General features: G+C 70.9%; 12 protein-coding genes. All 12 read left to right on the top strand.

Features of this window, described 5'->3' with window-relative positions; all coding sequences use genetic code 11:
- Nucleotides 1–17: 17 nt before the first annotated feature.
- The 12 genes from H9658_RS11660 to H9658_RS11715 all read left to right on the top strand — a co-directional run bounded on the left by H9658_RS11660 (nt 18) and on the right by H9658_RS11715 (nt 23825).
- Complete coding sequence (locus tag H9658_RS11660; protein WP_191825463.1) at nt 18–440, top strand: hypothetical protein; 423 nt, start codon at nt 18–20, stop codon at nt 438–440.
- Between the two features lie 95 nt (nt 441–535).
- A complete protein-coding gene (gene bcsA / locus H9658_RS11665) occupies nt 536–2686 on the top strand; it encodes a UDP-forming cellulose synthase catalytic subunit (RefSeq protein WP_179568477.1) in 2151 nt (716 codons plus the stop codon).
- 47 nt (nt 2687–2733) lie between these two features.
- A complete protein-coding gene (bcsB, locus tag H9658_RS11670; RefSeq protein ID WP_191825464.1) occupies nt 2734–5052 on the top strand; it encodes a cellulose biosynthesis cyclic di-GMP-binding regulatory protein BcsB in 2319 nt (772 codons plus the stop codon).
- Nucleotides 5049–6212 (top strand): cellulose synthase complex periplasmic endoglucanase BcsZ, encoded by a 1164-nt coding sequence (bcsZ, locus tag H9658_RS11675; RefSeq protein WP_179568473.1) that lies wholly within the window; start codon nt 5049–5051, stop codon nt 6210–6212. The genes bcsB and bcsZ overlap by 4 nt, the downstream gene beginning before the upstream one ends.
- Entirely contained in the window at nt 6200–10741 is a 4542-nt protein-coding gene (locus tag H9658_RS11680) for a cellulose synthase subunit BcsC-related outer membrane protein (RefSeq protein ID WP_191825465.1), read from the top strand. Before bcsZ ends, H9658_RS11680 begins: the two co-directional genes overlap by 13 nt.
- A gap of 905 nt (nt 10742–11646) precedes the next feature.
- Nucleotides 11647–12831, top strand: a complete 1185-nt coding sequence (wecB, locus tag H9658_RS11685; RefSeq protein WP_179568469.1) for a non-hydrolyzing UDP-N-acetylglucosamine 2-epimerase — start codon at nt 11647–11649, stop codon at nt 12829–12831.
- Nucleotides 12828–15056, top strand: coding sequence for a hypothetical protein (locus tag H9658_RS11690; protein ID WP_191825466.1), 2229 nt, complete (start codon nt 12828–12830; stop codon nt 15054–15056). The genes wecB and H9658_RS11690 overlap by 4 nt, the downstream gene beginning before the upstream one ends.
- A 6-nt stretch (nt 15057–15062) precedes the next feature.
- The gene (locus tag H9658_RS11695) at nt 15063–17207 is read left to right on the top strand and encodes a glycosyl transferase family protein (RefSeq protein WP_191825467.1); all 2145 of its coding nucleotides are present in this window, start codon (nt 15063–15065) and stop codon (nt 17205–17207) included.
- Nucleotides 17204–20047 carry an NfrA family protein gene (locus H9658_RS11700; protein ID WP_191825468.1) on the top strand — a complete coding sequence of 948 codons (2844 nt, stop codon included), beginning with the start codon at nt 17204–17206 and terminating at the stop codon, nt 20045–20047. Before H9658_RS11695 ends, H9658_RS11700 begins: the two co-directional genes overlap by 4 nt.
- Nucleotides 20048–20097: 50 nt before the next feature.
- Entirely contained in the window at nt 20098–21102 is a 1005-nt protein-coding gene (locus tag H9658_RS11705) for an alginate O-acetyltransferase AlgX-related protein (RefSeq protein WP_318241322.1), read from the top strand.
- 4 nt (nt 21103–21106) lie between these two features.
- Complete coding sequence (locus H9658_RS11710) at nt 21107–22231, top strand: alginate O-acetyltransferase AlgX-related protein (protein ID WP_225209906.1); 1125 nt, start codon at nt 21107–21109, stop codon at nt 22229–22231.
- A 13-nt stretch (nt 22232–22244) separates the two neighbouring features.
- The gene (locus tag H9658_RS11715) at nt 22245–23825 is read left to right on the top strand and encodes an MBOAT family O-acyltransferase (RefSeq protein ID WP_191825470.1); all 1581 of its coding nucleotides are present in this window, start codon (nt 22245–22247) and stop codon (nt 23823–23825) included.
- Nucleotides 23826–23833 lie beyond the last annotated feature (8 nt).

Here is a 23833-nt window from a genome sequence, read left to right on the forward strand (position 1 = left end):
ATCTTAGGGGGTGATCGATGTCCAAGAAGACCGACCATGCGGGCGCCGATGCGGCCGACGACATTTCCAGCCTGTTCGCCAAGCTCGGCAGCCAGGGCGCCAGCGCGTACCAGGATTTTTCCGGGGCGCGGCTGAGCGCGCCGGAGCCTGTCGCCGCCGAACCGCCGGCGGCGGCACCGCTGCCGCCTGCCGCGGCACCGGCGCCGACGCTGTCGGTGGTGCGTGCGCCGGCCGAGCCCAGGCTGGCGGTGGCGCCGCCCGCCGCCCGGCCGGTCGCGACCGAGCCGGTGCGCGCGCCGCAGGCCAGGCCCGCGCTGCCGGAGCCGGCACCGGCCAGCACGGCCACGCCGCTGACCCGGTTGTTCCAGCGCCTGCTCGACAGCGACCGCGCGCGCGTGCCGGCGCCCGATAGCCCGCTCAAGCGTTTCCAGAACCGCTGACCCGCGCGCGGCCGTTGCTGCCGCGCATCGCCGTCCTGTCGCCGCGCGGAGGGGAAAACGCGCGCCGGCTTCGCCCCCTTCGTTAGGAATCGCTGATGAGCGCTGCGTCCGCATCGCGTACCGGTCAACCCATGCACACACTGGCCACCTGGTCGCTGTGGGCGCTGGGCGCCTTGTTGTTGGTGTTCGTGGTCGCCATTCCGATGGACGTGCCGCAGCAGCTGCTGTTCTCGCTGGTGGTGTTCGCCGCGGCGATGCTGCTGCGCCGCAGCGGCAGCCGGCTCGCCGTGCTGATCATGATGGCGCTGTCGCTGGCGGTGTCCTCGCGCTACATCTGGTGGCGCATCACCCAGACCATGGGCGTGAGCAGCGCGGTCGATCTGAGCCTCGGCCTGGGCCTGCTGCTGGCCGAGGTATATGCCTTCACGATCCTGGTGCTGGGCTATTTCCAGGTGCTGTGGCCGCTGAACCGGCGCCCGGTGCCGCTGCCCGCCGACCAGAGCCAGTGGCCGACGGTGGACCTGTTCATTCCCACCTACAACGAGCCGCTGTCGGTGGTGCGCTCCACCATCCTGGCCGCCAGCGTGATGGACTGGCCGGCGGACAAGCTCAACATCTATCTGCTCGACGACGGCCGCCGCGACGAGTTCCGCGAGTTCTGCGTGCAGGCCGGCATCCACTACGTCACCCGCACCAACAACTTCCACGCCAAGGCCGGCAACATCAACGCCGCGCTGAAGAAGTCCAGCGGCGAGTACGTGGCGATCTTCGACTGCGACCACATCCCGACCCGCTCGTTCCTGCAGGTGGCGATGGGCTGGTTCCTGCGCGACCGCATGCTCGCGGTGGTGCAGATGCCGCATTACTTCTTCTCCGCCGATCCGTTCGAGCGCAACCTCGGCAACCACGGCAAGGTGCCCAACGAGGGCGAGCTGTTTTACGGCCTGCTGCAGGACGGCAACGACCAGTGGGACGCGACCTTCTTCTGCGGCTCGTGCGCGGTGATCAAGCGCAAGCCGCTGGAGGAAGTTGGCGGGGTGGCGGTGGAAACGGTCACCGAGGATGCGCACACCGCGCTGAAGCTGCACCGGCGCGGCTACCGCAGCGCCTACATCACCGTGCCGCAGGCCGCCGGCCTGGCCACCGAGAGCCTGTCCGGCCACGTCGCCCAGCGCATCCGCTGGGCGCGCGGCATGGCGCAGATCGCGCGGCTGGACAACCCGCTGCTCGGCAAGGGCCTGCGCCTGTCGCAGCGGCTGTGCTACGCCAACGCGATGCTGCACTTCTTCTACGGGCTGCCGCGCATCATCTACCTGACCGCGCCGCTGGCCTTCCTGTTCTTCGGCGCGCACGTGATCCACGCGTCGGCGCTGATGATCCTGGCCTACGCGTTGCCGCACATCATGCAGGCCAACCTGACCAACCTGCGCACCCAGGGCAAGTTCCGCCATCTGCTGTGGAACGAGGTCTACGAGACCACGCTGGCCTGGTACATCCTGCGCCCGACCCTGGTGGCGCTGTTCAATCCCAAGCTCGGCAAGTTCAACGTCACCCCCAAGGGCGGCCTGGTCACGCGCAGCTATTTCGACCGGCAGATCGCCAAGCCCTACCTGTTCCTGCTGGTGCTGAACCTGGCCGGCCTGGCCGCCGGGGCGATGCGCCTGGTCTACACCGACGCCACCGGCGAAGCGCAGACGATCTGGTTCAACCTGGCCTGGACCGTCTACAACGTGCTGCTGCTCGGCGCCACCATCGCCACCGCCAGCGAAATGCGCCAGGTGCGCCGCTCGCACCGCGTGCCGCTGGACATCCCGGCCACGCTGTACCTGCCCGATGGCCAGGAACTGGCCTGCCGCACGGTCAACTTCTCCACCGGCGGCATGGCCCTGAACCTGGTCGAGACGGCGCCGGTGGAGCCGGATACGCTGGTCGACGTGGGCCTGTCGCACCGCAATGTCGAACGGCGCCTGCCGGCGATCGTGCGCCACGACCGCGACGGACACATCAGCGTGCAGTTCCGCGCCATGTCGATCGAACAGGAGCGCTGGCTGGTCGCCTGCACCTTCGCCCGCGCCGACATCTGGGTGTCGCAGTGGGGCCGTCACGACCGCGACAATTTCTGGAAATCGATGGGCCAGGTGTTCGCGGCGAGCATGCGCGGCTTCCAGCGCCTGGGCCAGCATGTCGGCGACAGCGTGCGCGGCGGCTTCCGTTCGCGTCCGGCCGGCGAGGAATCCGCGCCGTGAGCCGCATTCCCCCGTCTTTCCTTTCCTCTTTCTTCCGGTTGCCCTCGATGCGCCTACCTGCCTTGGCCGCGTGCTGTCTCACCATCCTGTCCGGCCTGGCGCTGGCGCAGGAACCGACGCTTCCCGCCACTCCGGCGGCGCCCGCCGCCGGCGCCGCGACGGCCGCGGTGCCAGAACCGGCCGCGCCGGCGCCCGCCGCACCGACCCTGGGCGTGCAGGAACGGTCGGCGACGCTGAAGCAGCTCGGCATGGACTACGAAATCACCCTGCGCGGCATCCAGGGCAGCGCCGGCGTGGCGTTCAGCGCGCGCACCGACGAAGTGGTCGAGGCGGCGACGCTGCACCTGAGCTACAGCTACTCGCCGGCGCTGCTGCCGGAGCTGTCGCACCTGAAGGTCACCGTCAACGGCGTCACCGTGGCGACCCTGCCGGTGACCCGCGAGAACGCCGGCAAGCTGCAGCAGACCGACGTGCCGATCGATCCGCGCCTGGTCAGCGACTACAACCAGCTCAACCTGCAGCTGATCGGGCACTACACCCGCGAATGCGAGGATCCCGACCACACCAGCCTGTGGGCCAACATCGACCCGGCCACGCGGCTGTCGCTGAGCACAACGCCGCTGGTGCTGGCCAACGACCTGGCGCTGCTGCCGGTGCCGTTCTACGACAAGCGCGACACGCGCCGGCTGGAACTGCCGTTCGTGTTCCCGCAGCGGCCGGACCTGGCCACGCTGCGCAGCGCCGGCATCGTGTCTTCGTGGTTCGGCGCGCAGGCCGGTTACCGCGGCGCGGTGTTCAACGTCTCCATCGGCGACGTGCCGGCGACCGGCAACGCGGTGCTGTTCGCCACCCCGAACACGCTGCCGGCCGAACTGGCGACCGCCGAGAACGGCCTCGGCGAGATCGCCGGCCCGACCCTGGCGGTGGTCACCAATCCGCGCGATCCGGCCGGCAAGCTGCTGCTGGTGCTCGGCCGCAACGACAACGACCTGCAGCAGGCGGCCACCGCGCTGGCGCTGGGCACGCCGTTCAACGGCGCCGTGGCCAGGATCGGCGAACTCAAGCAGGCGCAGCCGCGCAAGCCCTACGACGCGCCGAACTGGATTTCCAGCGACGGCCCGGTGCGCTTCGCCGACCTGGTCGCGCAGACCTCGCAGCTCAATGTCACTGGCTACCACCCGGACCTGATCCGGGTCGGCCTGCAACTGCCGCCGGACCTGTTCGTGTGGCAGCGCGACGGCATCCCGGTCAATCTGCGCTACCGCTACACGGTGCCGGACGTGCGCAACAAGTCCGCGCTCAACGTCAGCATCAACGATGCCTTCGTCACCACGCTGCCGCTGAGCGGGCGCCCGTACGCCGAATCGCTGCCGCTGCAGTGGTGGCACGACCTCAAGGCCAAGGGCGCGATGCCGGTGGAGCAGAAACTGCTGCTGCCGACTGGCCCGTTCTCGGCCAACAGCCAGCTGCGCTTCCACTTCTTCTTCGACCGCCCGCAGGCCGGCGAATGCAAGAACACCTTCCCCGACGTGTCCGGCGCGATCGACGCCGATTCGAGCGTGGACCTGAGTTCGTTCCACCACTACATGGCGATGCCGAACCTGGCCGCGTTCGGCAATGCCGGCTATCCGTTCACGCGCCTGGCCGACCTGTCCGAATCCACCATCGTGGTGCCGGACGAAGCCAGCGACCAGGACGTGTCCAACCTGCTGACCCTGCTCGGCAAGCTCGGCGCCTCCACCGGCTATCCGGCGTTGCGCGCCACCCTGATCCACGCCGGCGAAGTGGAGCAGCACGCCGACAGCGACCTGCTGGTGTTCGGCTCCTCGCGCTCGCAGCCGCTGTTCCAGCGCTGGAGCGAGCACCTGCCGATCGGCGACGGCGCCACCGGCCGGCGCTTCTCGATGACCGACTGGGTGATGGACAAGCTGCCCGGCTTCCTGTCCTTCGATGCGCGCCGCACCGACCTGCCGACCACCGCCGAAGTGGCGGTGAAGCCGGCCCCGGGCGACGTGGTGCTGATGGGCTTCGAGTCGCCGCTCAAGCCCGGGCGCAGCGTGGTCGCGCTGCTGGCCGAGGACCCGGCCAGCGTCGGCCAGCTGTTCGACGCCTGGTTCGAGCCGGCCACGCTGAAGGATTTCCAGGGCAGCGTGGTGCTGCTGCAGCAGGGCAAGATCCGCAGCCTGGCCGGCAACCAGGCCTATTACGTCGGCCACCTGCCGCTGCCGACCTGGGCGCGCTGGTACTTCTCGCAGCATCCGCTGCTGCTCGGCCTGGCGGTGGTGCTGCTGAGCCTGCTGCTGGCGCTGGCCGCGCGCGTGGTGCTGCGCCGGCATTCGGCGCAACGGTTGCGGGAAGGGCAATGACCCCGCACGCGCGACAGCGCCGCCGCGTGCTCGGCGGCGCGCTCGCCGCGGGCGCGGCGGCGCTGCTGCCGTCGCTGCCGGCCACCGCCGCCGCGGCCGCCTGCGCGCCGTGGCGCGAGTGGACCGGCTTCGTCGCCAAGCATATCGACGACAGCGGGCGGGTGATCGATTTCAGCAATGCCGATCAGCGCAGCACCTCCGAAGGCCAGTCCTACGCGCTGTTCTTCGCGCTGGTGGCCAACGACCAGGTGCTGTTCGACCGGGTGCTAGGCTGGACCCGGCACAACCTCAGCGGCGGCCGCCCGCAACAGGTGCTGCCGGCCTGGCTGTGGGGCCGCGCCGACGACGGCAGCTGGCGCGTGCTCGACGACAACACCGCCAGCGACGCCGACCTGTGGATCGCCTACGCGCTGCTGGAGGCCGGGCGGCTGTGGAAGCGGCCCGGCTACACCCAGGCCGGCATGCAGACGCTGGCGCTGGTGCGACGCCAGGAACTGGCCGACTTGCCCGGGTTCGGCGGCATGCTGCTGCCGGCGGTGAAGGGCTTCGCCAAGCCGCCGCGCTGGACGCTCAATCCCAGCTACCTGCCGATCCAGCTGCTGCGCCGTTTCGCCGCTGCCGATCCGAAAGGACCGTGGGCCGGGCTGGCGCAGCGCAGCGCACGCCTGCTGCGCGACAGCGCGCCGGTCGGCTTCGCCCCGGACTGGATCGGCTGGGACGGCCGCGCGTTCGCGGTCGATCCGGACAAGGGTGCGCTGGGCAGCTACGACGCGGTCCGCGTGTACCTGTGGGCCGGCATGCTCGATGCCGGCGAGCCGCTGCGCAAGGCGCTGCTCGAGGACCTGTCCGGTCCGCTGCAGCAATTGCAGGCGCAGGGCCATTTCAGCGAGAAGGTGGACACGCGGCTGGGCGTCGGCAGCGGCACCGCGCCGCCCGGCTTCGCCGCCGCGCTGCTGCCGTACCTCAGCGCGCTGCGCCAGCCGTTGCTGCTGAAGGCGCAGGCGCAACAGATTCCCGCGCCCGGCGACGCCGCCGCGGCGAAACTTCCCTATTACGATCGGGTGCTGGTCCTGTTCGGGCGCGGCTGGCTCGATAACCGCTATCGCTTTTCCGCAGACGGCCTGCTGCAGCCCGCCTGGAGAACCCAATGTTCCGCATGAAACTCAAGCCTCTGTACCTGGCCGGCATGATCGACCTGTGCCTGCTCGCCGGCAACGCGCACGCGCAGGCCGGCAACGCCACCCAGCAACTGGTCAGCCAGGGCAACTACTGGCACGACCAGGGCCGCGACGATCTCGCCGCCGACACCTGGCGCAAGCTGCTGCGGGTCGACCCGAACCAGCCCGATGCGCTGCTCGGCCTGGCCCAGATCGACCTGGCGCAAGGCCGCCAGGGCGAGGCGCGCAAGCGCCTGCAGCAGTTGCAGAAGACCCATCCGCAGGCGCCGCAGACGCAGCGGCTGAGCCAGGCGATCGGTGGCAGCGGCGACAGCGTCAACCTGCGCAACGCGCGCCGCGCCGCCTCGGCCGGCCGCTACGTGGAGGCGGTGCGCGAGTACCAGGCGCTGTTCGACGGCAAGGCGCCGCCGGACCACCTGGCGCTGGAGTACTACCAGGCCCTGGCCGGCACCCCGCAGGGCTGGGACGGCGCCCGCGACGGCCTGCGCCGGCTGGTCGCCGCGCAGCCCAACAACGGCGCCGCGGCGCTGGCGCTGGCGCAGGTGCTGACCTACCGCGAGCCGTCGCGGCGCGAAGGCATCGCCCAGCTCAGCGCGATGAGCAAGCGTCCCGACGTCGGCGGCCCGGCGCGCGCCGCCTGGCGCCAGGCGCTGCTGTGGCTCAATGCCGGCAACGCCGATGCGCCGCTGTACCAGGCGTTCCTGGCGGCCAATCCGAACGATGCCGAGGTCGCCGCCAAGGCCACCAAGCTGGGCGAACAGCGTGCCGCGCAGGCCGGCGATCCGGCCGGCGAACAACTCGGCGAGGCGTTCAAGGCGCTCAACGCCGGCAACCTCGCCGTGGCCGAGCAGCGCTTCACCCAGGTGCTGCGCGCGCGTCCGCGCGATGCCGACGCGCTCGGCGGCCTGGGCTCGGTGCGTCTGCGCCAGCAGCGCTTCGGCGAAGCGCAGGAACTGCTGCGTCCGGCCGCGGCCGGCAACGGCAAGTGGCGTTCGGCGCTGGACAGCGCGCGCTACTGGCTGCAACTGCAGCAGGCGCAGGCCGCGCGCGGCCGCGGCGACAGCGACGAGGCGCTGCGCCTGACCCAGCAGTCGCTCAAATTGCAGCCCAACGAAGCCACCGGCTACGTGTTGCTCGGCGATCTGCAATCGGCCAGCGATGCGGCCGCGGCCGAACGCAGCTATCGCCAGGCGCTGGCGCTGAGCGCCGACAATGCCGGCGCGCTGCAGGGCCTGATCGGCCTGTACAGCCGCCAGGGCCGCGCCGACGAGGCCAGCGCGCTGTTCGCCAGGCTCAGCCCGGCGCAGCGCGAGAAGGCCGGCGGCGAAGCCACGCTGCGCTCCAACGTGCAGCGTGCCCGCGCCAAGCAGGCGCTGGAGGCCGGCGACACGGTCTCGGCGCAGAGCGAACTGGAAGCGGCGATGGTCGAGCGTCCCGGCGATCCGTGGGTGCGGCTGGACCTGGCGCGGCTGTACCAGCAGGCCGGGCGTCCGGACCAGGCGCGCAGCGTGATGGACGGCCTGCTCGCGGTGCACGGCGACATGCCCGAGGCGCTGTACGCCAATGCGCTGCTGGCGCAGGAGCGCGGCGACTGGGCCAGCGCCTACGCCAGCCTGGAACGCATCCCCAGCGCGGCGCGAACCGCGGAAATGAGCGCGCTGCGCAACACCGCCTGGGTCGAGCAGCAGGCCGCGCAGGCGCGGCTGCTGCAACAGCAGGGCCGCGCCGGCGAGGCGCAGCTGCTGCTGGCGCGCACCGAGGCCGCGCTCGGTGGCGCGCTGGAACAGCCGGCGCTGCTGGCGTCGATGGCCGGCGCCTATGCCGACATCGGCAGCAACCAGCGCGCGCTGACCCTGGCGCAGCGTCTGGTCGCGCAGAACCCGAGCACCGAGGCGCGGCTGCAGTACGCCAGCGTGCTGCTGCGCGCGCAGCAGGACGCCGAACTGGCGGCCACGCTGCGCCAGTTGCGCGATACCGACATGACCGCCGAGCAGCAGCGCCGCTACCAGGCGCTGCGCAGTGGCTACACGCTGCGCCAGGTGGATGCGCTGCGCGAGCTGGGCAACCTGGAAGCGGCCTACGACGCGCTGGCGCCGCTGCTGGCGCAGCAGAACCAGGATCCCAAGGCGGTGGCGGCGCTGGCGCGGCTGTACGCCGCCGCCGGCGACCAGCGCCAGGCGCTGGTGCTGTACCAGCAGCAGCTGCAGCAATCGCCCAACGACCTGGACACGCTGATCGCCGCGGCCAACACCGCCGCCGCGCTGCGCGACCTGGACAGCGCCGAGGACTATCTGCAGCGCGCACTGGCGCAGGCGCCGGATTCGCCGGCGGTGCTGAGCGCGGCCGGCCGCGTGTACCGCAGCGCCGGCAAGAACCGCAAGGCCGAGAGCTACTTCCGCGCCGCGCTGGCGGCGCAGGCGCGCGAGGCCGGCCAGCACGACAACGGCCTGCCGGCCGCCAACGGTCCGGCCTCCTTCGCCGGCGCCGGGCGCCCGTTGAACCCGTTCGCCGGCATGAGCGGGCGCATGCCGCGCAGCCCGGCGGTGGTCTCCGACAGCCTCGGTGGCGGCTATCCGGCGCCGGCCTATGCCGCGGCCGGCCAGGCCGCGCTCCCGGCGATGCCGGCCGCGGCCGGCGCGGGTCAATACCCGTCAATGCCGGCCGCGGCTGCCGCGGCCTATGCCACCGGCGGCGACGACCTGCCGCCGCCGGCCAGCGCCGGCGCCGCCGGCGGCGTGCAGCTAGCGGCGCTGCCGGTGCCGGGCCAGCGCGCGCCGGCCGCGGCCAGCCTGGCCCCGTCCTACTATCCCGACGACCGTGTCGCCACCACCGGCAGCGCGCGCCAGGCGCAGGCGCTGGCCACCCCGGCGCGCACCGGCACCGTGCTCGACGAACTGCGCGAAGTGCAGTCGGAAAACAGCGACAGCCTGGCCGCCGGCGCCACCTACCGCGCCCGCGACGGCGAGGCCGGGCTGGGCAAGTTGAACGATCTGGAAGTGCCGCTGCACGGCGAATTCGCGGTCGGCGAAGGCAAGCTCAGCGTCGATGTCACCCCGACCCTGCTCGATGCCGGCACGCTCGACACCGCCTATTCCACCGCCAGCCGGTTCGGCGCCGGCCCGAGCGCGGCGATGGGCGATGCGCTGGCCGCCGACCGCACCCCGATCGACGACCTGGTCGGCAGCGACCTGTACCAGTTGCTGCTCACCGAGGGCGACACCAACGCCACCCGCAACGCGTTGCGCACCTATGCGGTCAACACCGGCCTGTACAACGAGCTGTACAACGACACCGACGCCACCTTGACCAACGCGCAGCGCGAGGCCGCGGCGCTGCAGGCGCTGTATGCCGAGCCGCTGTCGGCGTTCCTGCTCGGCAACATCGCCGCGGACGTGTCGATCAGCACCCTGGCCAGCGCGATCCTCGGCGATGCCTCGCGCAGCGCCGATCTCAGTGCCGCCGACATCGCCCGCTTCCAGGCGCTGGCGGCCAACACCACCGCGGCCAGCCTGACCCCGGCCGGCTTCAGCCAGGCGCTGTACACGATGGCCGCCAACGGCTCGGCCTCGCGGCGCATGGACCAGGACGCCAGCGGCGTCGGCGTGTCGGTGAAGTACAAGCGCGGCGGCTTCGCGGCCGATCTCGGCAGCACGCCTGTGGGCTTCCCCGAGCAGCGCATCGTCGGCGGCGTCGGCTACCGCGGCCAGATCGGCGAAAACCTGACCTATTCGGGCCAGGCGTTCCGGCGCGCGGTCAGCGACAGTCTGCTGTCCTTCGCCGGTGTCGACGACGGCCGCGCCGGGCTCAGCTGGGGCGGCGTGACCAGCAACGGCGTGCGCCTGTCGGCCACGCTCGACAACGGCCTGCTCGGCGGCTACGCCAACCTGACCGCCGATCGCCTGGTCGGCCACAACGTCGCCGACAACGACCACCGCCAGGTGGACCTGGGCGTGTACGTGCACGCGCTGGAAACCGAGAACCAGTCGCTGACCGCCGGCCTCAACCTGACCGCGATGCAGTACGACAAGAACCTGAGCGGCTACACCTACGGCCAGGGCGGCTACTTCAGCCCGCAGGACTATGTCGACCTCGGCTTCCCGGTGCACTGGAGCGGGCGTTCGGCCGGGCGCAAGGTCAACTGGAGCGTGGACGCCAGCGTCGGCGTGCAGCATTTCCGCAGCGACGACAGCAACTACTTCCCGACCAGCGCGCAGATGCAGCAGGACGCCTACGACGCCGCATCGCTGGCCGCGCTGCTGGGCCTGGTGGACACCTACACCGCGCCGGTCTACGCCGGGCAGAGCAAGACCGGCGTGTCCTACAACGTCGCCGGCGCCGCCGAGTGGCAACTGGCTCCGCAGCTGTTCCTGGGCGGGCGGCTGATCTTCAACAACGCCCGCGACTACAACCAGTTCAGCACCAACCTCTACGTGCGCTTCGTGCTCGACCGGCTCGGCGCCGGCCTTGGCCGCCGCCCGCAGGTGCTGGCCTCGCCGTACGTGGGCGAGTAAGCGGGGGCACGTAGGGCGCTCGCGTTTGGCGGGCTGGGCGCACCGCAGGAGGGGCTTCGGCCCCGATGCGTTCCGGCGCCGTCAGGTCCGCGGCGTCGCTCGTCGCGACTGAGGTCGCTCCCACAGGGGGCTTGCGGATGGCGGGCTGGGTGCACTGGGGGAGGGGCGTCGGCTCCTGACCCGGTCCGGCGCCGTCAGGCGCGCGGCGTCGCTCGTCGCGACTGAAGTCGCTCCCACAAAGGGGGCTTGCGAATGTCGGCCGGGTGCACTGGGGGAGGGGCTTCGGCCCCCGACCCGGTCCGGCGCCGTCAGGTCCGCGGCGTCGCTCGTCGCGACTGAAGTCGCTCCCACAGGGGGGCTTGCGAATGTCGGCTGGGTGCACTTGTGGGAGGGGCTTCAGCCCCGACGCGATCCGGTCCGCGGCTTCGCTCGTCGCGACCGAAGTCGCTTCCCGCGGACTCGCGGATGGCGGGGCCGGGTGCACTGCAGGAGGGGCTTCGACCCCGACACCGGTCGCGTAGCGGCATCGCCTGAGCGCCTCGAAGCGCAACTGCCTGCTTCGACGCGGGCATCGGCATCGGCCTCGGCATCGGCATCGGCCTCGGCGAGGCGCGGGACCGACGTCGTTGCAGTGCACCATCCCAGCCGATCTGCCGCCAGCGTCTGACCGTGGCCCAGCGCCGCGCCTGGCGGCGCATGCGCCTGTGCGACGCCGGCCGTGACTGGCCGACCGCCTTGCAAATTCAAGCTTTCAGCCCCTCGGGACGACGGCGCAAAGCCGCGGCGCGCGTGCCGATGCTAGCGGCGACCGCGGGCATCCCCTGCGATCCGCACGATTTGTACACATCAGTTCGCACATTTTGTGTGACGATGGTCACTGTTGTTTGTGGCCAATGGAGTGGTGGGTGAAGGTTCTTTGCGTTTTTGGTACGCGCCCCGAGGCGATCAAGATGGGGCCGCTGGTCCGCGCGCTGCACGCCGCGCCGGAGATCGACTCCCTGGTCTGCATCACCGGACAGCATCGGGCGATGCTGGATCAGGTGATGGCGTTGTTCGCGATCCAGCCCGATCACGACCTCGATGTGATGGTGGCCGACCAGACCCTCAACGGCCTGTGTTCGCGCTTGTTCGCCAGGCTCGATGCCCTGTATGCGCAGGTGCAGCCGGACCGCGTGCTGGTGCACGGCGATACCAGTACCGCGATGACCGCCGCGCTGGCCGCCTTCCATCGGCGCATTCCGGTCGGCCACGTCGAAGCGGGCCTGCGCACCGGCAATCTGCAGCAGCCGTGGCCGGAAGAAATGAACCGGCGGGTGATCGACGTGGTCGCCGACCATCTGTTCGCGCCCACCGCCAGCGCGCGCGACAACCTGCGGCAGGAAAACCTGTCCGGCCGCATCAGCGTCACCGGCAACACCGTGATCGATGCGCTGCAACTGACCGTCGAGCGGCTCGAGCGCGATGCCGTGCTGCGCACCACGGTGGATGCGCAGTTCCCGTTCCTGGATGCGCAGCGCAAGTTGCTGCTGGTCACCGGGCATCGCCGCGAAAGTTTCGGCGACGGCTTCGCCAACATCTGCCGCGCGCTGGCCGAACTGGCGCAGCGCAAGGACCTGCAGATCGTCTACCCGGTGCATTTGAATCCGAACGTGCAGGGCCCGGTCCGCGCGCAGTTGGGCGGCCTGGACAACGTGCACCTGATCGCGCCGCAGGACTACCTCGCCTTCGTGCGGCTGATGCAGCACGCGCACGTGGTGCTGACCGATTCCGGCGGCGTGCAGGAAGAAGCGCCGGCACTGGGCAAGCCGGTGCTGGTGATGCGCGACGTCACCGAACGCCCCGAGGCGGTCCAGGCCGGGGTGGTGACCCTGGTCGGCACCGATCCGGCGCGGATCGTGGCCGCGGTCGCGGCGGCCTGCGAGTTGCCGGCGCGGCCCGCGCGGTTCCTGCCCCACGCCAGCCCCTACGGCGATGGCCGCGCCTCGGCGCGGATCGTGGCCGCGCTGCGCGGCCAGTCCTTCGACAGTTTCGTGCCCGGCCGCGCCGCGCCGGTGTCCCACCTCCCTCTTTTTTCAGAATCGACGCCATGACCCAGACCCGCCGTTCCACCGCCCGTTTCCCCCAGGGTCTGCCGCTGGCCTTGGTCCTGTCGACCGCGCTGACTCCTGCCGCTGCCGCTGCCGCCGATTCCGTCGCCGGCCAGTTCGGCGAGTGGGCCGGCACCACCACGGTCACCCGCTCGATGACCCTGCGCGAGCTGGGCTTCAAGCAGCCGCTGGTGCTCAGCGGCCAGGAAAGCCAGCGCGACATCTACCTGCCGGTGCCGGCCGGCGTGCCGACCCGCGATGCGCAGTTGCAGGTCGATGCGCGCTACGTGCGCGGGCATACCGGGCGCACCTCCAGCCTGCTGTCGATCGACGGCGACCCGGTGTCGGCGCGTTCGATCACCGATGCCCAGGGCGACGTCAGCCAGCTGATCGGCATCGACGGCTTCGCCCGCCCCAACGGCTTCGTGCGCTTCGGCGTGGGCTGGTGGTCGGTGGTCTCCGAGTACCAGTGCGCCGATCAGAGCGCGCCGGCCAACGTGCTGCGGCTGTCGCCGGATTCGCGCTTCAGCTACCGCTTCGACGGCCGCGCGATCGACACCGTGGCCAAGGCCTGGGGCGCGTTGCCGGCCACGGTGCGGCTGCTGGTGGAAGGCCGCGCCACCAGCGTGCAAAGCTACGACACCGCGTGGCGCGTGGGCACGGCGCTGGAGAACGGCGGCAAGCGCGTCGACGTGGTCGCGCTGCCGGCGGTGGGCGCAAGCGTGGACCTGCGCGGGCTGGCGATCCCGGCCAGCCTGGCCGGCATCCCCGCCTATGCGGCCTTGGCCGACGGCAGCGCCAGCCACCGCATCGGCAGCCTGGCCGAAGTCGGCGCGCTGCTGTCGCTCGGCGATGGCGGTCCGCTCGCGGTCGACGTGGCGGTGCTGAGCGATCCGTTACGCGCCGGCGTGCGCGCCGCGCTGGATGCCTTGGGCGCCCAGGTCGCCAGCGCCGCGCCGGACGCGGCCGGCGCGTTCGCCGCGTGGCGCAAGGCCGACATGGCCGGGTTCGAACAGCCGGCCGGCACCGCGTCGGTGCAGGTGGCGCTGGTCGGCGGGCATCCGACCCTGCTGGTCGCCAGCGGCGCCGGCGCCAAGGTCGCCGGCCTGCTGACCCAGCAATGGCGCGCCTATGCGCAGGGCCGTGCGCTGCTGGTGAGCACCGCGCTGCTGCCGCCGGCCGACAAGGACGTGGTGCTGCTCGGCCGCCTCGGCGACATGGCCGGGACCCAGGACATCGTCTCGCGCGGCGACCGCACCGCGAACTTCGACCTGGGCGCGCTGTCCAGCGAAGGGCGCCTGCCCAGCGAAGTGGTGGTCGACGTCAGCGCGGCGCCGAACCCGGCCGGGCAGGGCGCGGTCGCCTCGATCTTCTTCAACGACTACCTGCTGGGCGCCAAGGTGCTCGACGCCGACGGCAAGCCGCAGCGCCTGGTCGCCAAGGTGCCGAGCTTCGCGCTGGCCGCGCGCAACCAGGTGCGGATCAGCTTCCTGCGCCAGCCGGCGCGGCCGTACTGCCATGATCCGGCCACCGGCTATCCGGTGTCGGTGCTGCCCAGCAGCCACATCCGCCTGGCCGATCGCAGCCTCGCCGCCGATTTCGTCGGCGCGGCCTCGCAGCTGGCCGGCGCGCACGAGGTGTTCGTGCCCAGTAGCTGGCTGCAGGACGCGCCGGCTTCACTGGCCAAGGTGATCCATCTCGCCGGTGCGACCGGCGCCTCGCCGATGCAGGCGGTGCTCAAGGTCGGCGATGCCGGGACCGCGATCGCGCCGACCGGTGCCTACCTCAGCTTCGTGCTGGCGCCGCAGGGGCTGGCGCAGAGCGGGGCAGTGCGCGACGGCAAGCTGGTGGTGTCCGGCCCGGGCAAGCAGGTGCTGCTGGACCTGGCCGGGCTCGATCGCGCCGCGCTGGTCGAAGTGGTCGGCAGCGGCGCCAACACCGGGGTGATCTACCGCGAGCTGGGCACGCAGGGGCCGCAGATCGCCGAACCGTTCCGGCTGATCCGCGGCAATCTGGCGCTGCTGGATGCCGACGGCGTGGTGCAGGACTTCGACGGGCAGGACCCGACCGGCGCGCGCATGGCCGAGCAGAGCAACCCGCAGCCGCTGTGGCAGCAGCACATGGTGTGGCTGGTGGTGCTGGTGGGCGTGATCGTGTTCATGCTGCTGGCCGCGCGGGTGGTGCAGGTGCGTCGCCGCCGCAAGTCCGCGCAGACCAACGGGCACTGATCGCCTGTGGACGGTCTGTACTGGAACATCTACCTGGCCAACTACTACGCCTTCCTGGAGACGGCGGCCGTGGTGGTCGCGGTGGTGATCCTGATCTCCAGCCTCGACGACCTGTTCATCGATGCCTGGTATTGGGCGCGCGAAATCTGGCGCAGCGTGATCCTCAAGCAGCGCAGCGAATACCGGCCGCTGACCCAGCAGGACCTGCTGCAGCGGCCGGAACAGACGCTGGCGATCATGGTGCCGGCCTGGGCCGAGTTCGACGTGATCGGGCAGATGGTCGAGAACATGATCGACGTGCTCGATTACCACGACTACATGGTCTTCGTCGGCACCTATCCCAACGACGCGCAGACCATCGCCGAAGTGGAACGCATGCGCCGCCGCTACAAGCGCATGCGCCGCATCGAGGTGCCGCACGACGGCCCGACCAGCAAGGCCGACTGCCTGAACTGGCTGGTCCTGGCGATCTTCGAGTACGAGAAGCAGAACGACATCGAGTTCGCCGGCGTGGTCCTGCACGACAGCGAGGACGTGCTGCACCCGATGGAGCTGCGCTTCTTCAACTACCTGCTGCCGCGCAAGGACATGATCCAGTTGCCGGTGACCTCGCTGGACCGCGAGTGGTACGAACTGGTGGCCGGCGTGTACATGGACGAATTCGCCGAATGGCACGCCAAGGACCTGGTGGTGCGCGAAAGCGTGTCCGGCATGGTGCCGTCGGCCGGCGTCGGCACCTGTTTCTCGCGCAAGGCGCTGCTGGCGCTGAGCGAGGCCAGCGACAACCAGCCGTTCAACACCGACAGCCTGACCGAGGACTACGACGTCGGCGCACGCCTGGCGGCGATGGGTATGCACTCGATCTTCGCGCGCTTCCCGGTGCAGTTCCGCGTGCGCCGCCCGTCGTGGTTCGGCTGGGGCCCGGTGCGCGAGCGCACCCTGCACATGGCGCTGTGCGTGCGCGAATACTTCCCCGACAACTTCCGCGCCTCGTACCGGCAGAAGGCGCGCTGGGTGCTGGGGATCGGCCTGCAGAGCTGGGAAACCCTGGGCTGGCGTGGTTCGCTGGCGACCAAGTACCTGCTCGCGCGCGACCGCAAGGGCATCGTCACCTCGTTCGTCAGCGTGTTCGCCTATCTGATCTTCCTGCAGCTGTTGCTGTTCTGGCTGCTCAAGGTCGCCGGCGTGTGGGAGACCCAGTTCCCGACCATCTTCCAGAGCGGCACCTGGCAGATGAACGTGGCGCTGCTGACCACCGCCGCGCTGGCCACGCGCGTGGCGCAGCGCTTCTACTTCGTCAACCGCCTGTACGGCTGGGAACATGCGCTGATGTCGATCCCGCGCATGGTGGTCGGCAACATGATCAACTTCATGGCCACCGCGCGCGCCTGGCGCCTGTTCCTGCTGTACCTGCTGTTCGGCAAGCGCATGGTGTGGGACAAGACCATGCACGATTTCCCCAGCGCCGCGCAGCTGGTGCATACCCGCAGGCGCCTGGGCGAACTGCTGACAACCTGGGAAGCGGTCGAGCCCGAGCGCCTGGTGCAGGCGCTGCGCCAGCAGGAGGGCGGACGCCAGCAACCGCTGGGACGGATCCTGGTGGCGCAGGGCTGGCTGGACGACGAAACCCTGGCCGAAGCCATCGCCTTCCAGGGCGATCTGCCGCGCGCGGCGATCGACGTGGCGTATCTGCAGGCCGGGCAGTTCCCGTTGTCGGTGCAGGCCTGCGTGCAATGGCGGCTGCTGCCGCTGCCGTCGGACGTGCCCGGCGAAGTGGCGGTCGCGGTCTCCAACGCATTGTCCGAAGAGGAGCAGCAACGGTTGCTGCACGACCTGGACGCGAGCGTGCTGCGACAGGCGATCGCGCGCGAAAGCGAAATCAACGCCGGCCTGCGCCTGATCAGCGGCGAAAGCTACCGCGTCGACGCGGTACCGCTGCTGGGCGATCTGCTGGTGGAACTGCGCCTGATCGCGCGCGACCAGTTCGAGCGCGTGCTGGACGAATACAGGCCGCAACGCGACGGCCGCATCGGCGACTACCTGGTCAAGCACGGCGTCGCCACCCAGGCGGCGATCGCCGCCGCCGTGCGCGAGCAGCATCGCCGTGCGGCCAACCCCCAGTACAACATCGGCGGAGAGCTGAGCGCATGAGAATCAGCCTGCTCTCCAGCGTGATCGCCCTGAGCCTGCTCGGCCTGGGCAGCGCCACCGCGCACGCGCAGCAACTGCCGTTGGCCGGCGCCGCCTATCGCATCGCCGAGGATGCCTATGCGTCCTACGCCCGCGGCGATTACCAGCAGGCCAACCGCCAGGCCGCCGAAGCGGCGCGGCTGCGCCCGGACGTGGTGCGCCTGCGCCTGTTGCAGATCTACGCGCTGCAGAAGCTGGGTCGCGGCGACGAAGCGCGCGCGCAGGCGCGCCGTGCGCTCGCCGACGGGCTGCAGGATCCGGCATTGCCGCGTCTGGCGGCCGCCGCGAACGCGGCATCCACGACGGCGTCCGGCGCAACGGCCGCGCGCGCCGGCGGCGCGCCCGCGCCACGCGTCACCACGCATCCCAGTGCCGCCGAGCAGGCCTATCGGCGCGCCTTCGCACTCGCCACCCAGGCCTACGACGCCTACAACAACGACCGCATGGCCGAGGCCGCCGACAAGGCCGAACAGGCCTTCCGCCAACAGCCGCAGCAGGGCGCGTGGGCGGTCCTGTGGGTGTCGGCGCTGGAAACCCAGCAACGCTTCGAACAAGCCGAGGCCGCGGTCGCCACGGCGATCCAGCTGGGCGCGCCGAATGTCGCCGATCTGCAGGCCAAGCGCGTGGCGCTGGGCCGCCAGCGCGCGGTCAGGCCGGCGCAGCAGGGCTACCAGGCGTTGATCGAGCAGGAGTTCGGCGCGGCCGCCGGGTTCGCCCGGCAAGCGGTGGCGTATGCGCCGGACGTGGCGTCGCACCGTCTGCTGCTGATGACCGCGCAGTTGCTGGACGGGCAACTGGCCGCCGCCGAGGCCACCGCCGACGCGGCCCTGGACAACGACAGCGACAACACCGTGGCGCTGGTGATGCGCGCGTACCTGCGCCAGCGCCAGTTGCATACCGCGCAGGCCAATGCCGATTTCGACGCCGCCCTGCAGCAGGACTGGCTGGATGCGCAGCAGCGGCGCAACGTGCGCCTGCTGGCGGTGGACGCGGCCATTGCGGCAGGCGACCGCGCGCGTGCCGCACGCCTGTTGCAGCCGCTGCAGGGCGATCCGCTGGCGGACGAGGATGAGTCGGCGCGCAAGCAGATCGGCCAGGCCATCGCCCAGCGCGAGAAGGCGCTGCGCAGCGCCCGCCCGGCGCCGACGCTGACCCTGGCGACGTACCCGGCACCGTTCCAGCAATGCCGCGATACGCCCTACGGCACCCAGTGCGAACTGACGCCGGCCGACCTGCAAGGCAACGGTGGCGCCGCGTCGCGCGCCTACGCCGCGTACGCGCGGCAGGATTACCAGGACGCCATCCGCGAAGCGCAGCAGGCGCTGCAGCAGAGTCCGGACGATGGCAGCCTGCAGAACCTGCTCACCACCTCGCTGGCCGCCGGCGACCGCGCCCAGCGCACCCAGGCGCAGCAGCGCCTGGACCGCGCATTGCAGCAGCGTCCCGCCGACGCCGGCCTGCTGATGCAGCGCGGCTACCTGCAGCAGCGCGCCGGCCAACCGGCGCAGGCGCTCGACGATTTCCGCGCGGCCGAGGCCACCGGCAAGGCGCCGCCCAGCGTGGTGCTCGACCAGGCCTATGCCAGCGCCGCCAACGGCGACAACCCGCAGGCGGTGGCGCTGCTGCGCAGCGCGATCGACCGCGCCGACCAGGGCACGCTGCCGCTGGACAAGGCGCAGCGCTACACCACGCGCAGTTCGATCGCCAACCTCGGGCGCGAGTGGGGCATCACCGCCGCGGCCGGCTACCGCGGCGCGCGCCAGGCCGCGAGCAACCTGGGCGGCACGGCGATCAGCACCCCGGGCGATTCGGTGTTCAGCACCCTGGAAGCGTTCTGGCGGCCCGAGGCGCTCAACAACCGCTACGGCACGCTGGAAGCGTACGCGCGCGCGGCCAACACGCTGTACGACGAGGGCGGCACGTTCGAATCGGTGCTCGCCGTGGACCCGTGCACCGGCGAAGCCACCGAAGACGCACGCGCGCGTGCCGAGCGCTTGAGCCGCTCGCGTTCCAGTGCCGGCTGGCCGTCCACGATCGGCTCGTTCGGCGTGCGCTACGCGTTCGGCCGCACCGGCCTGAGCGCGGGCATCGAGCGCCGCCAGTTCCTCGGCAGCGGCACCCGCAACGGCGGCGTCTATCCGGACGCGACCGCGATCCAGTGCCGCATCCAGCGCGACTCCAACCAGCCGCAGCAGATCAATACGCAGGCGCGCTATCGCCTGGACAGCGATGCCGGCGGCTGGATGTCCTACCTGACCTATGGCTTCTACCACGGCACCGGCGTGCGCACCGACGTGAACCAGTGGTGGACGCTGAGCGGCTATGCGCAGGCCGGCTACAGCTGGGACGACAACCGCGCGCGCTTCAGCGTGGATCGGCTGGACAGCAGCGGCGCGCCGGTCGAAACCCTGCTCGCCTCCGATGGCCGCCTGCATCGCGCGCAATGGTTCGCCGCCGCGGAACTGCGTGCCGGGCGCAGCTACCGCTTCGGCGCCGAGCAGACCCGCTGGGTGCTGACCCCGTCTCTGGTGGTGGCCGCGGACTGGCTCGACCAGCGCTCGCGGGTCAGCGGCATCGACTACCCGCTGATCGGCGAGCAGGCGTTCGCCCTGTCCGACACCGACCGCAGCTGGTCGCTCGGCGCCGGTCCCGGCGTCGGCGTGCGCTACTGGTTCCGCGAGGACCGCTACAACGCGGCGCGGTCCTACCTGGACCTGAGCGTGCAATACCGCTTCGCGATCGGCGGTGGCGATACCCAACGCGCCAAGGGCCTGTTCGCCACCGCCACCTTCTCCTACTGATGCCTGCCGAAACAACTGCCATGACCGATCCTGTCGCCCCGATTGTTCCCGTGCCTACCCGCGCGCTGTGGCTTGGCCTGCTGTGCGCCTTCGCCGCCGCGCCCGTGCTGGCGCAGGCGCCAACTGCCCCAGCCAGCGCCAGCGCCAGCGCGGCGCAGGATTCCTCGATCGTGATGGTCGGCAAGGACGGCTGGTTGTTCCCTGCATGGGGCAGCCTGAGCGAGGTCGATGGCGCCGCGATCGGGCGCAACACCGCGTTGATCGCCGAGGCGCGCGCGGCGCTGGCGGCGGCCGGAATCGCGCTGGAGGTCGTGGTGCTGCCGGACAAGGCGCTGTTCTACGAGGACAAGCTGCCCGACGGCAAGCGCATGAGCGATGCCGTCCGCGGCCGCTATGCGCTGGTCCGCACCGATCTGGTGACGGCGCAGGTGCCGGCGGTGGATGCGCTGCAGGTGCTGCGCCAGGTCAAGCAGGGCGGGCAGGACGTGTTCTACCGCAGCGACCAGCATTGGACCCAACCGGCTGCCGACGCGGTGGCGATGGCGGTCGCCGCGCAGATCCGCCAGCAGCTGCCGCATCTGCAGGGCCAGGACGGCACCGGCATGGCCCTGGGCAGCGAGATCAAGGAACGCCGCTTCGGCGATCTGGCCGAACTGTTCCTGACCGATGCGCAGCGCAAGGCGGTCGGCCGCGACACCTTCAGCGTGCGCCGCCAGTCCGAGCAGCAGGCGCTGCTGGACGACGCGCCGGCACCGGTGCACGTCACCGGGCACAGCATGGTGCAGCCGTATTTCGGTTTTCCGCAGAAACTGTCCAACGCGCTCGATCGCCCGGTGTCGGTCAACTGGAAGCCCGGCAATGTCGGCCACTGGGCGACGCTGCTGGAGTATCTGGAATCGCCCGAGTTCCAGCAGCGCAAACCGCAGGTGCTGGTGTGGCAGATGTTCGAGCCGACCTATGGGCAGGGCCCGGACGCGCGCGGCCAGTGGGACAACGCCTCGATCATGAGCGTGCAGCAGTGGCAGGCGCGCCTGCACAAGGCGCTGGGAAAGTAAGCCGATGAGTGCACGTCCCGGCGCGCCCGCGCCACTGCCCGTGGCGGCCCCGGCGCGCGCGCATATCGCCACGGCCGCGGTGCTGGTCGCGCTGCTGGTCGCCGGCCTGGCGTGCGGGAGCTGGATGCTGGGCCGCGCCCAACTGCCGGCGGCATCGCTGGCGCCGGCACGCTGGGCCGATGGCGAGGCCGGCCGCGCGATCAATGCGGCATTGAAGCTGCCGCTGCAGGAGCGTGCCGACCTGGTCGGCGCGGCGTTGCGCTATCGGCTGCTCGGCGATCCGGGACCGCAGGTCGCGCTGGGTTGTCCGGACTGGTTGTTCTACCGCGATGGCCTGCGTCCGCCTGCGGGCGCAGGCGCGGCGGTGTTCGCCCAGCGCGTGCGCCTGATGCGGCACTGGTCGCGGCAACTGCAGGCGCAGGGCGTGCACCTGCTGGTGGTGGTGGTGCCGGACAAATCGCGGATCGAGCAGGCGCATACCTGCGGCCTGCGCCATTCGCCGCCGATGCGCGCGCGGTTGGGGCAGTGGCAACAGGCGCTGGCCGCCGCGGGCGTGGCCTCGACCGATCTGCTGCCGGTACTGCAGGCAGGGCAGGCGCCGGTGTTCTTCCGCACCGACGTGCACATGAACCGCATCGGCGCGCAGCGCGCCGCCGACGCGGTGGCCGCCTCCGCGCTGCCGCTGCTTGGCGGGCGCGGCGGGCAGGCGTTCGCGGTCGGCGCGCCCGGTGCGCCGACGCCGCGGATGGGCGACCTGGTCGTGCTGGCCGGGCTGGAGCATGCGCCGCCGGCCTGGCGCCCGGCACTGGATCGCGAACCGCAGCAGACCATCGCACCGCTGCGCAGCGGCGGCTTGTTGGATGACACGCCGCCGGTGGAGGTATTGCTGCTGGGCAGCTCCAACGGACGCCGCAGTCTGTTCGCCGAGCGCCTGGGCAATGCCCTGGGCCGCGAAGTGTGGAACCAGAGCCTGGACGGCGGCCAGTTCTCCGGCGCGCTGCTGGCGGCCTGGCCGCAGCGCGCGCACTGGCCGCCGAGCCTGAAGCTGGTGATCTGGGAATTCTCCGAAATGGCCCTGTCCCTGCCGCTGACCGAGGGCGAGCAGGCGGCCTTGGCCGGGATCGACTGAGCGCCGACCGACGATGCTGTTCAATTCCTTCCTGTTCCTGCTGATGTTCCTGCCGATCGCGCTGGGCGTGCACTACCTGCTCGGTGCGCTGCAGCCGCGCCTGGCCGCGCTGTGGCTGTGCGTGGCCTCGATCGTGTTCTACGGCTGGTGGAATCCGCAGTTCGTGGTGCTGCTGCTCGGCTCGATCGTGTTCAATTACCTGGTCAGCCTGCTCGTGCTGGCGCTGCGGACGCGGCCACGGCTGCAACTGCTGGTGGTCGCGCTGGGCGTGGCCGCCGACCTGGCGTTGCTGATGCACTACAAGTACGTCGCGGCGATGGTCACCTTCGCGCACGACCTGGGTGTCGACATCGGCCCGATGGATGCGTTGATCCTGCCGCTGGGCATTTCCTTCTTCACCTTCACCCAGATCGGCTACCTGCTCGACTGCCGCGCCGGTCTGGTCAACGACCGCAGCCCGCTCAGCTACGTGTTGTTCGTGACCTTCTTCCCGCACCTGATCGCCGGCCCCATCCTCCACCACAAGGAAATGATGCCGCAGTTCAGCAGGCGCGAGACCTACCGTTTCCACGCCGACAATCTGTCGGTCGGCGGCATGCTGTTCGTGATCGGCCTGGCCAAGAAGGTGCTGCTGGCCGACAGCATCGCGCCGTACGCCGACGCCGGTTTCGCCAGCACCGGCGAGCTGCAGTTCTGGGGCGCATGGGCCACCGCGTTGAGCTACGCGCTGCAGCTGTATTTCGATTTCTCCGGCTACTCGGACATGGCGCTGGGGCTGGCGCGGATGTTCGGCATCCGCTTCCCGCTCAACTTCAACTCGCCGTACAAGGCGACCAGCGTGATCGACTTCTGGTCGCGCTGGCACATGACCCTGACCCGCTACATCACCGCCTACCTGTACTACCCGGTGGCGATGGCGGTGACGCGCTGGCGCAGCCGCCACGGGCGCGCCAGCGGCCCGGCCGCGGTGGCCTCGGCGGGCGGCTTCCTGTCGTTGATCGTGCTGCCCACGGTGTGGGCGATGGGCCTGGCCGGCATCTGGCATGGCGCCGGCCTGCAGTTCCTGATCTTCGGCCTGCTGCATGCCGCCTACCTGGCGATCAACCATGCCTGGCGCATCTTCGTCGTCGGCCGCACGCCGGCGGCGCTGCGCACGTTCAATCCGCTGCAGCACGTCGGTTACCTGTTGCTGACCTTCGCCGCGGTGCTGGTGGCGCAGGCGTTCTTCCGCGCCGACGGCGTGGGCGATGCGTGGCAGTTGGTGCAGGGCATGGCCGGCCTGCGCGGCGCGGAAAGCCTGCACGGCCTCGGCCATGTCGCCGGCATGGGCCTGGGCGATGTCTGGCGCCTGCTGATCGGCCACCACGTGCAGTTGCTCTACATCGCGCTGCTGCTGGCGATCGTATGGCTGGCGCCGAACGCGCACCAGATCATGGGCGTGTATTCGCCCGCGTTGAGCAAGCCGAACCCGGCGCCGCGCGCGTGGATGCGCTGGCAGCCCAGACTGCCGTGGTTGCTGGCGATGCTCTCGCTGCTCGTGCTGTGCCTGTCGAGCCTGCACAAGGCATCGCGTTTCCTCTATTTCCAGTTCTGACAAGGTGA

It is taken from the genome of Xanthomonas bonasiae (assembly GCF_014836395.1).
In the GTDB taxonomy this organism is placed as follows: domain Bacteria; phylum Pseudomonadota; class Gammaproteobacteria; order Xanthomonadales; family Xanthomonadaceae; genus Xanthomonas_A; species Xanthomonas_A bonasiae.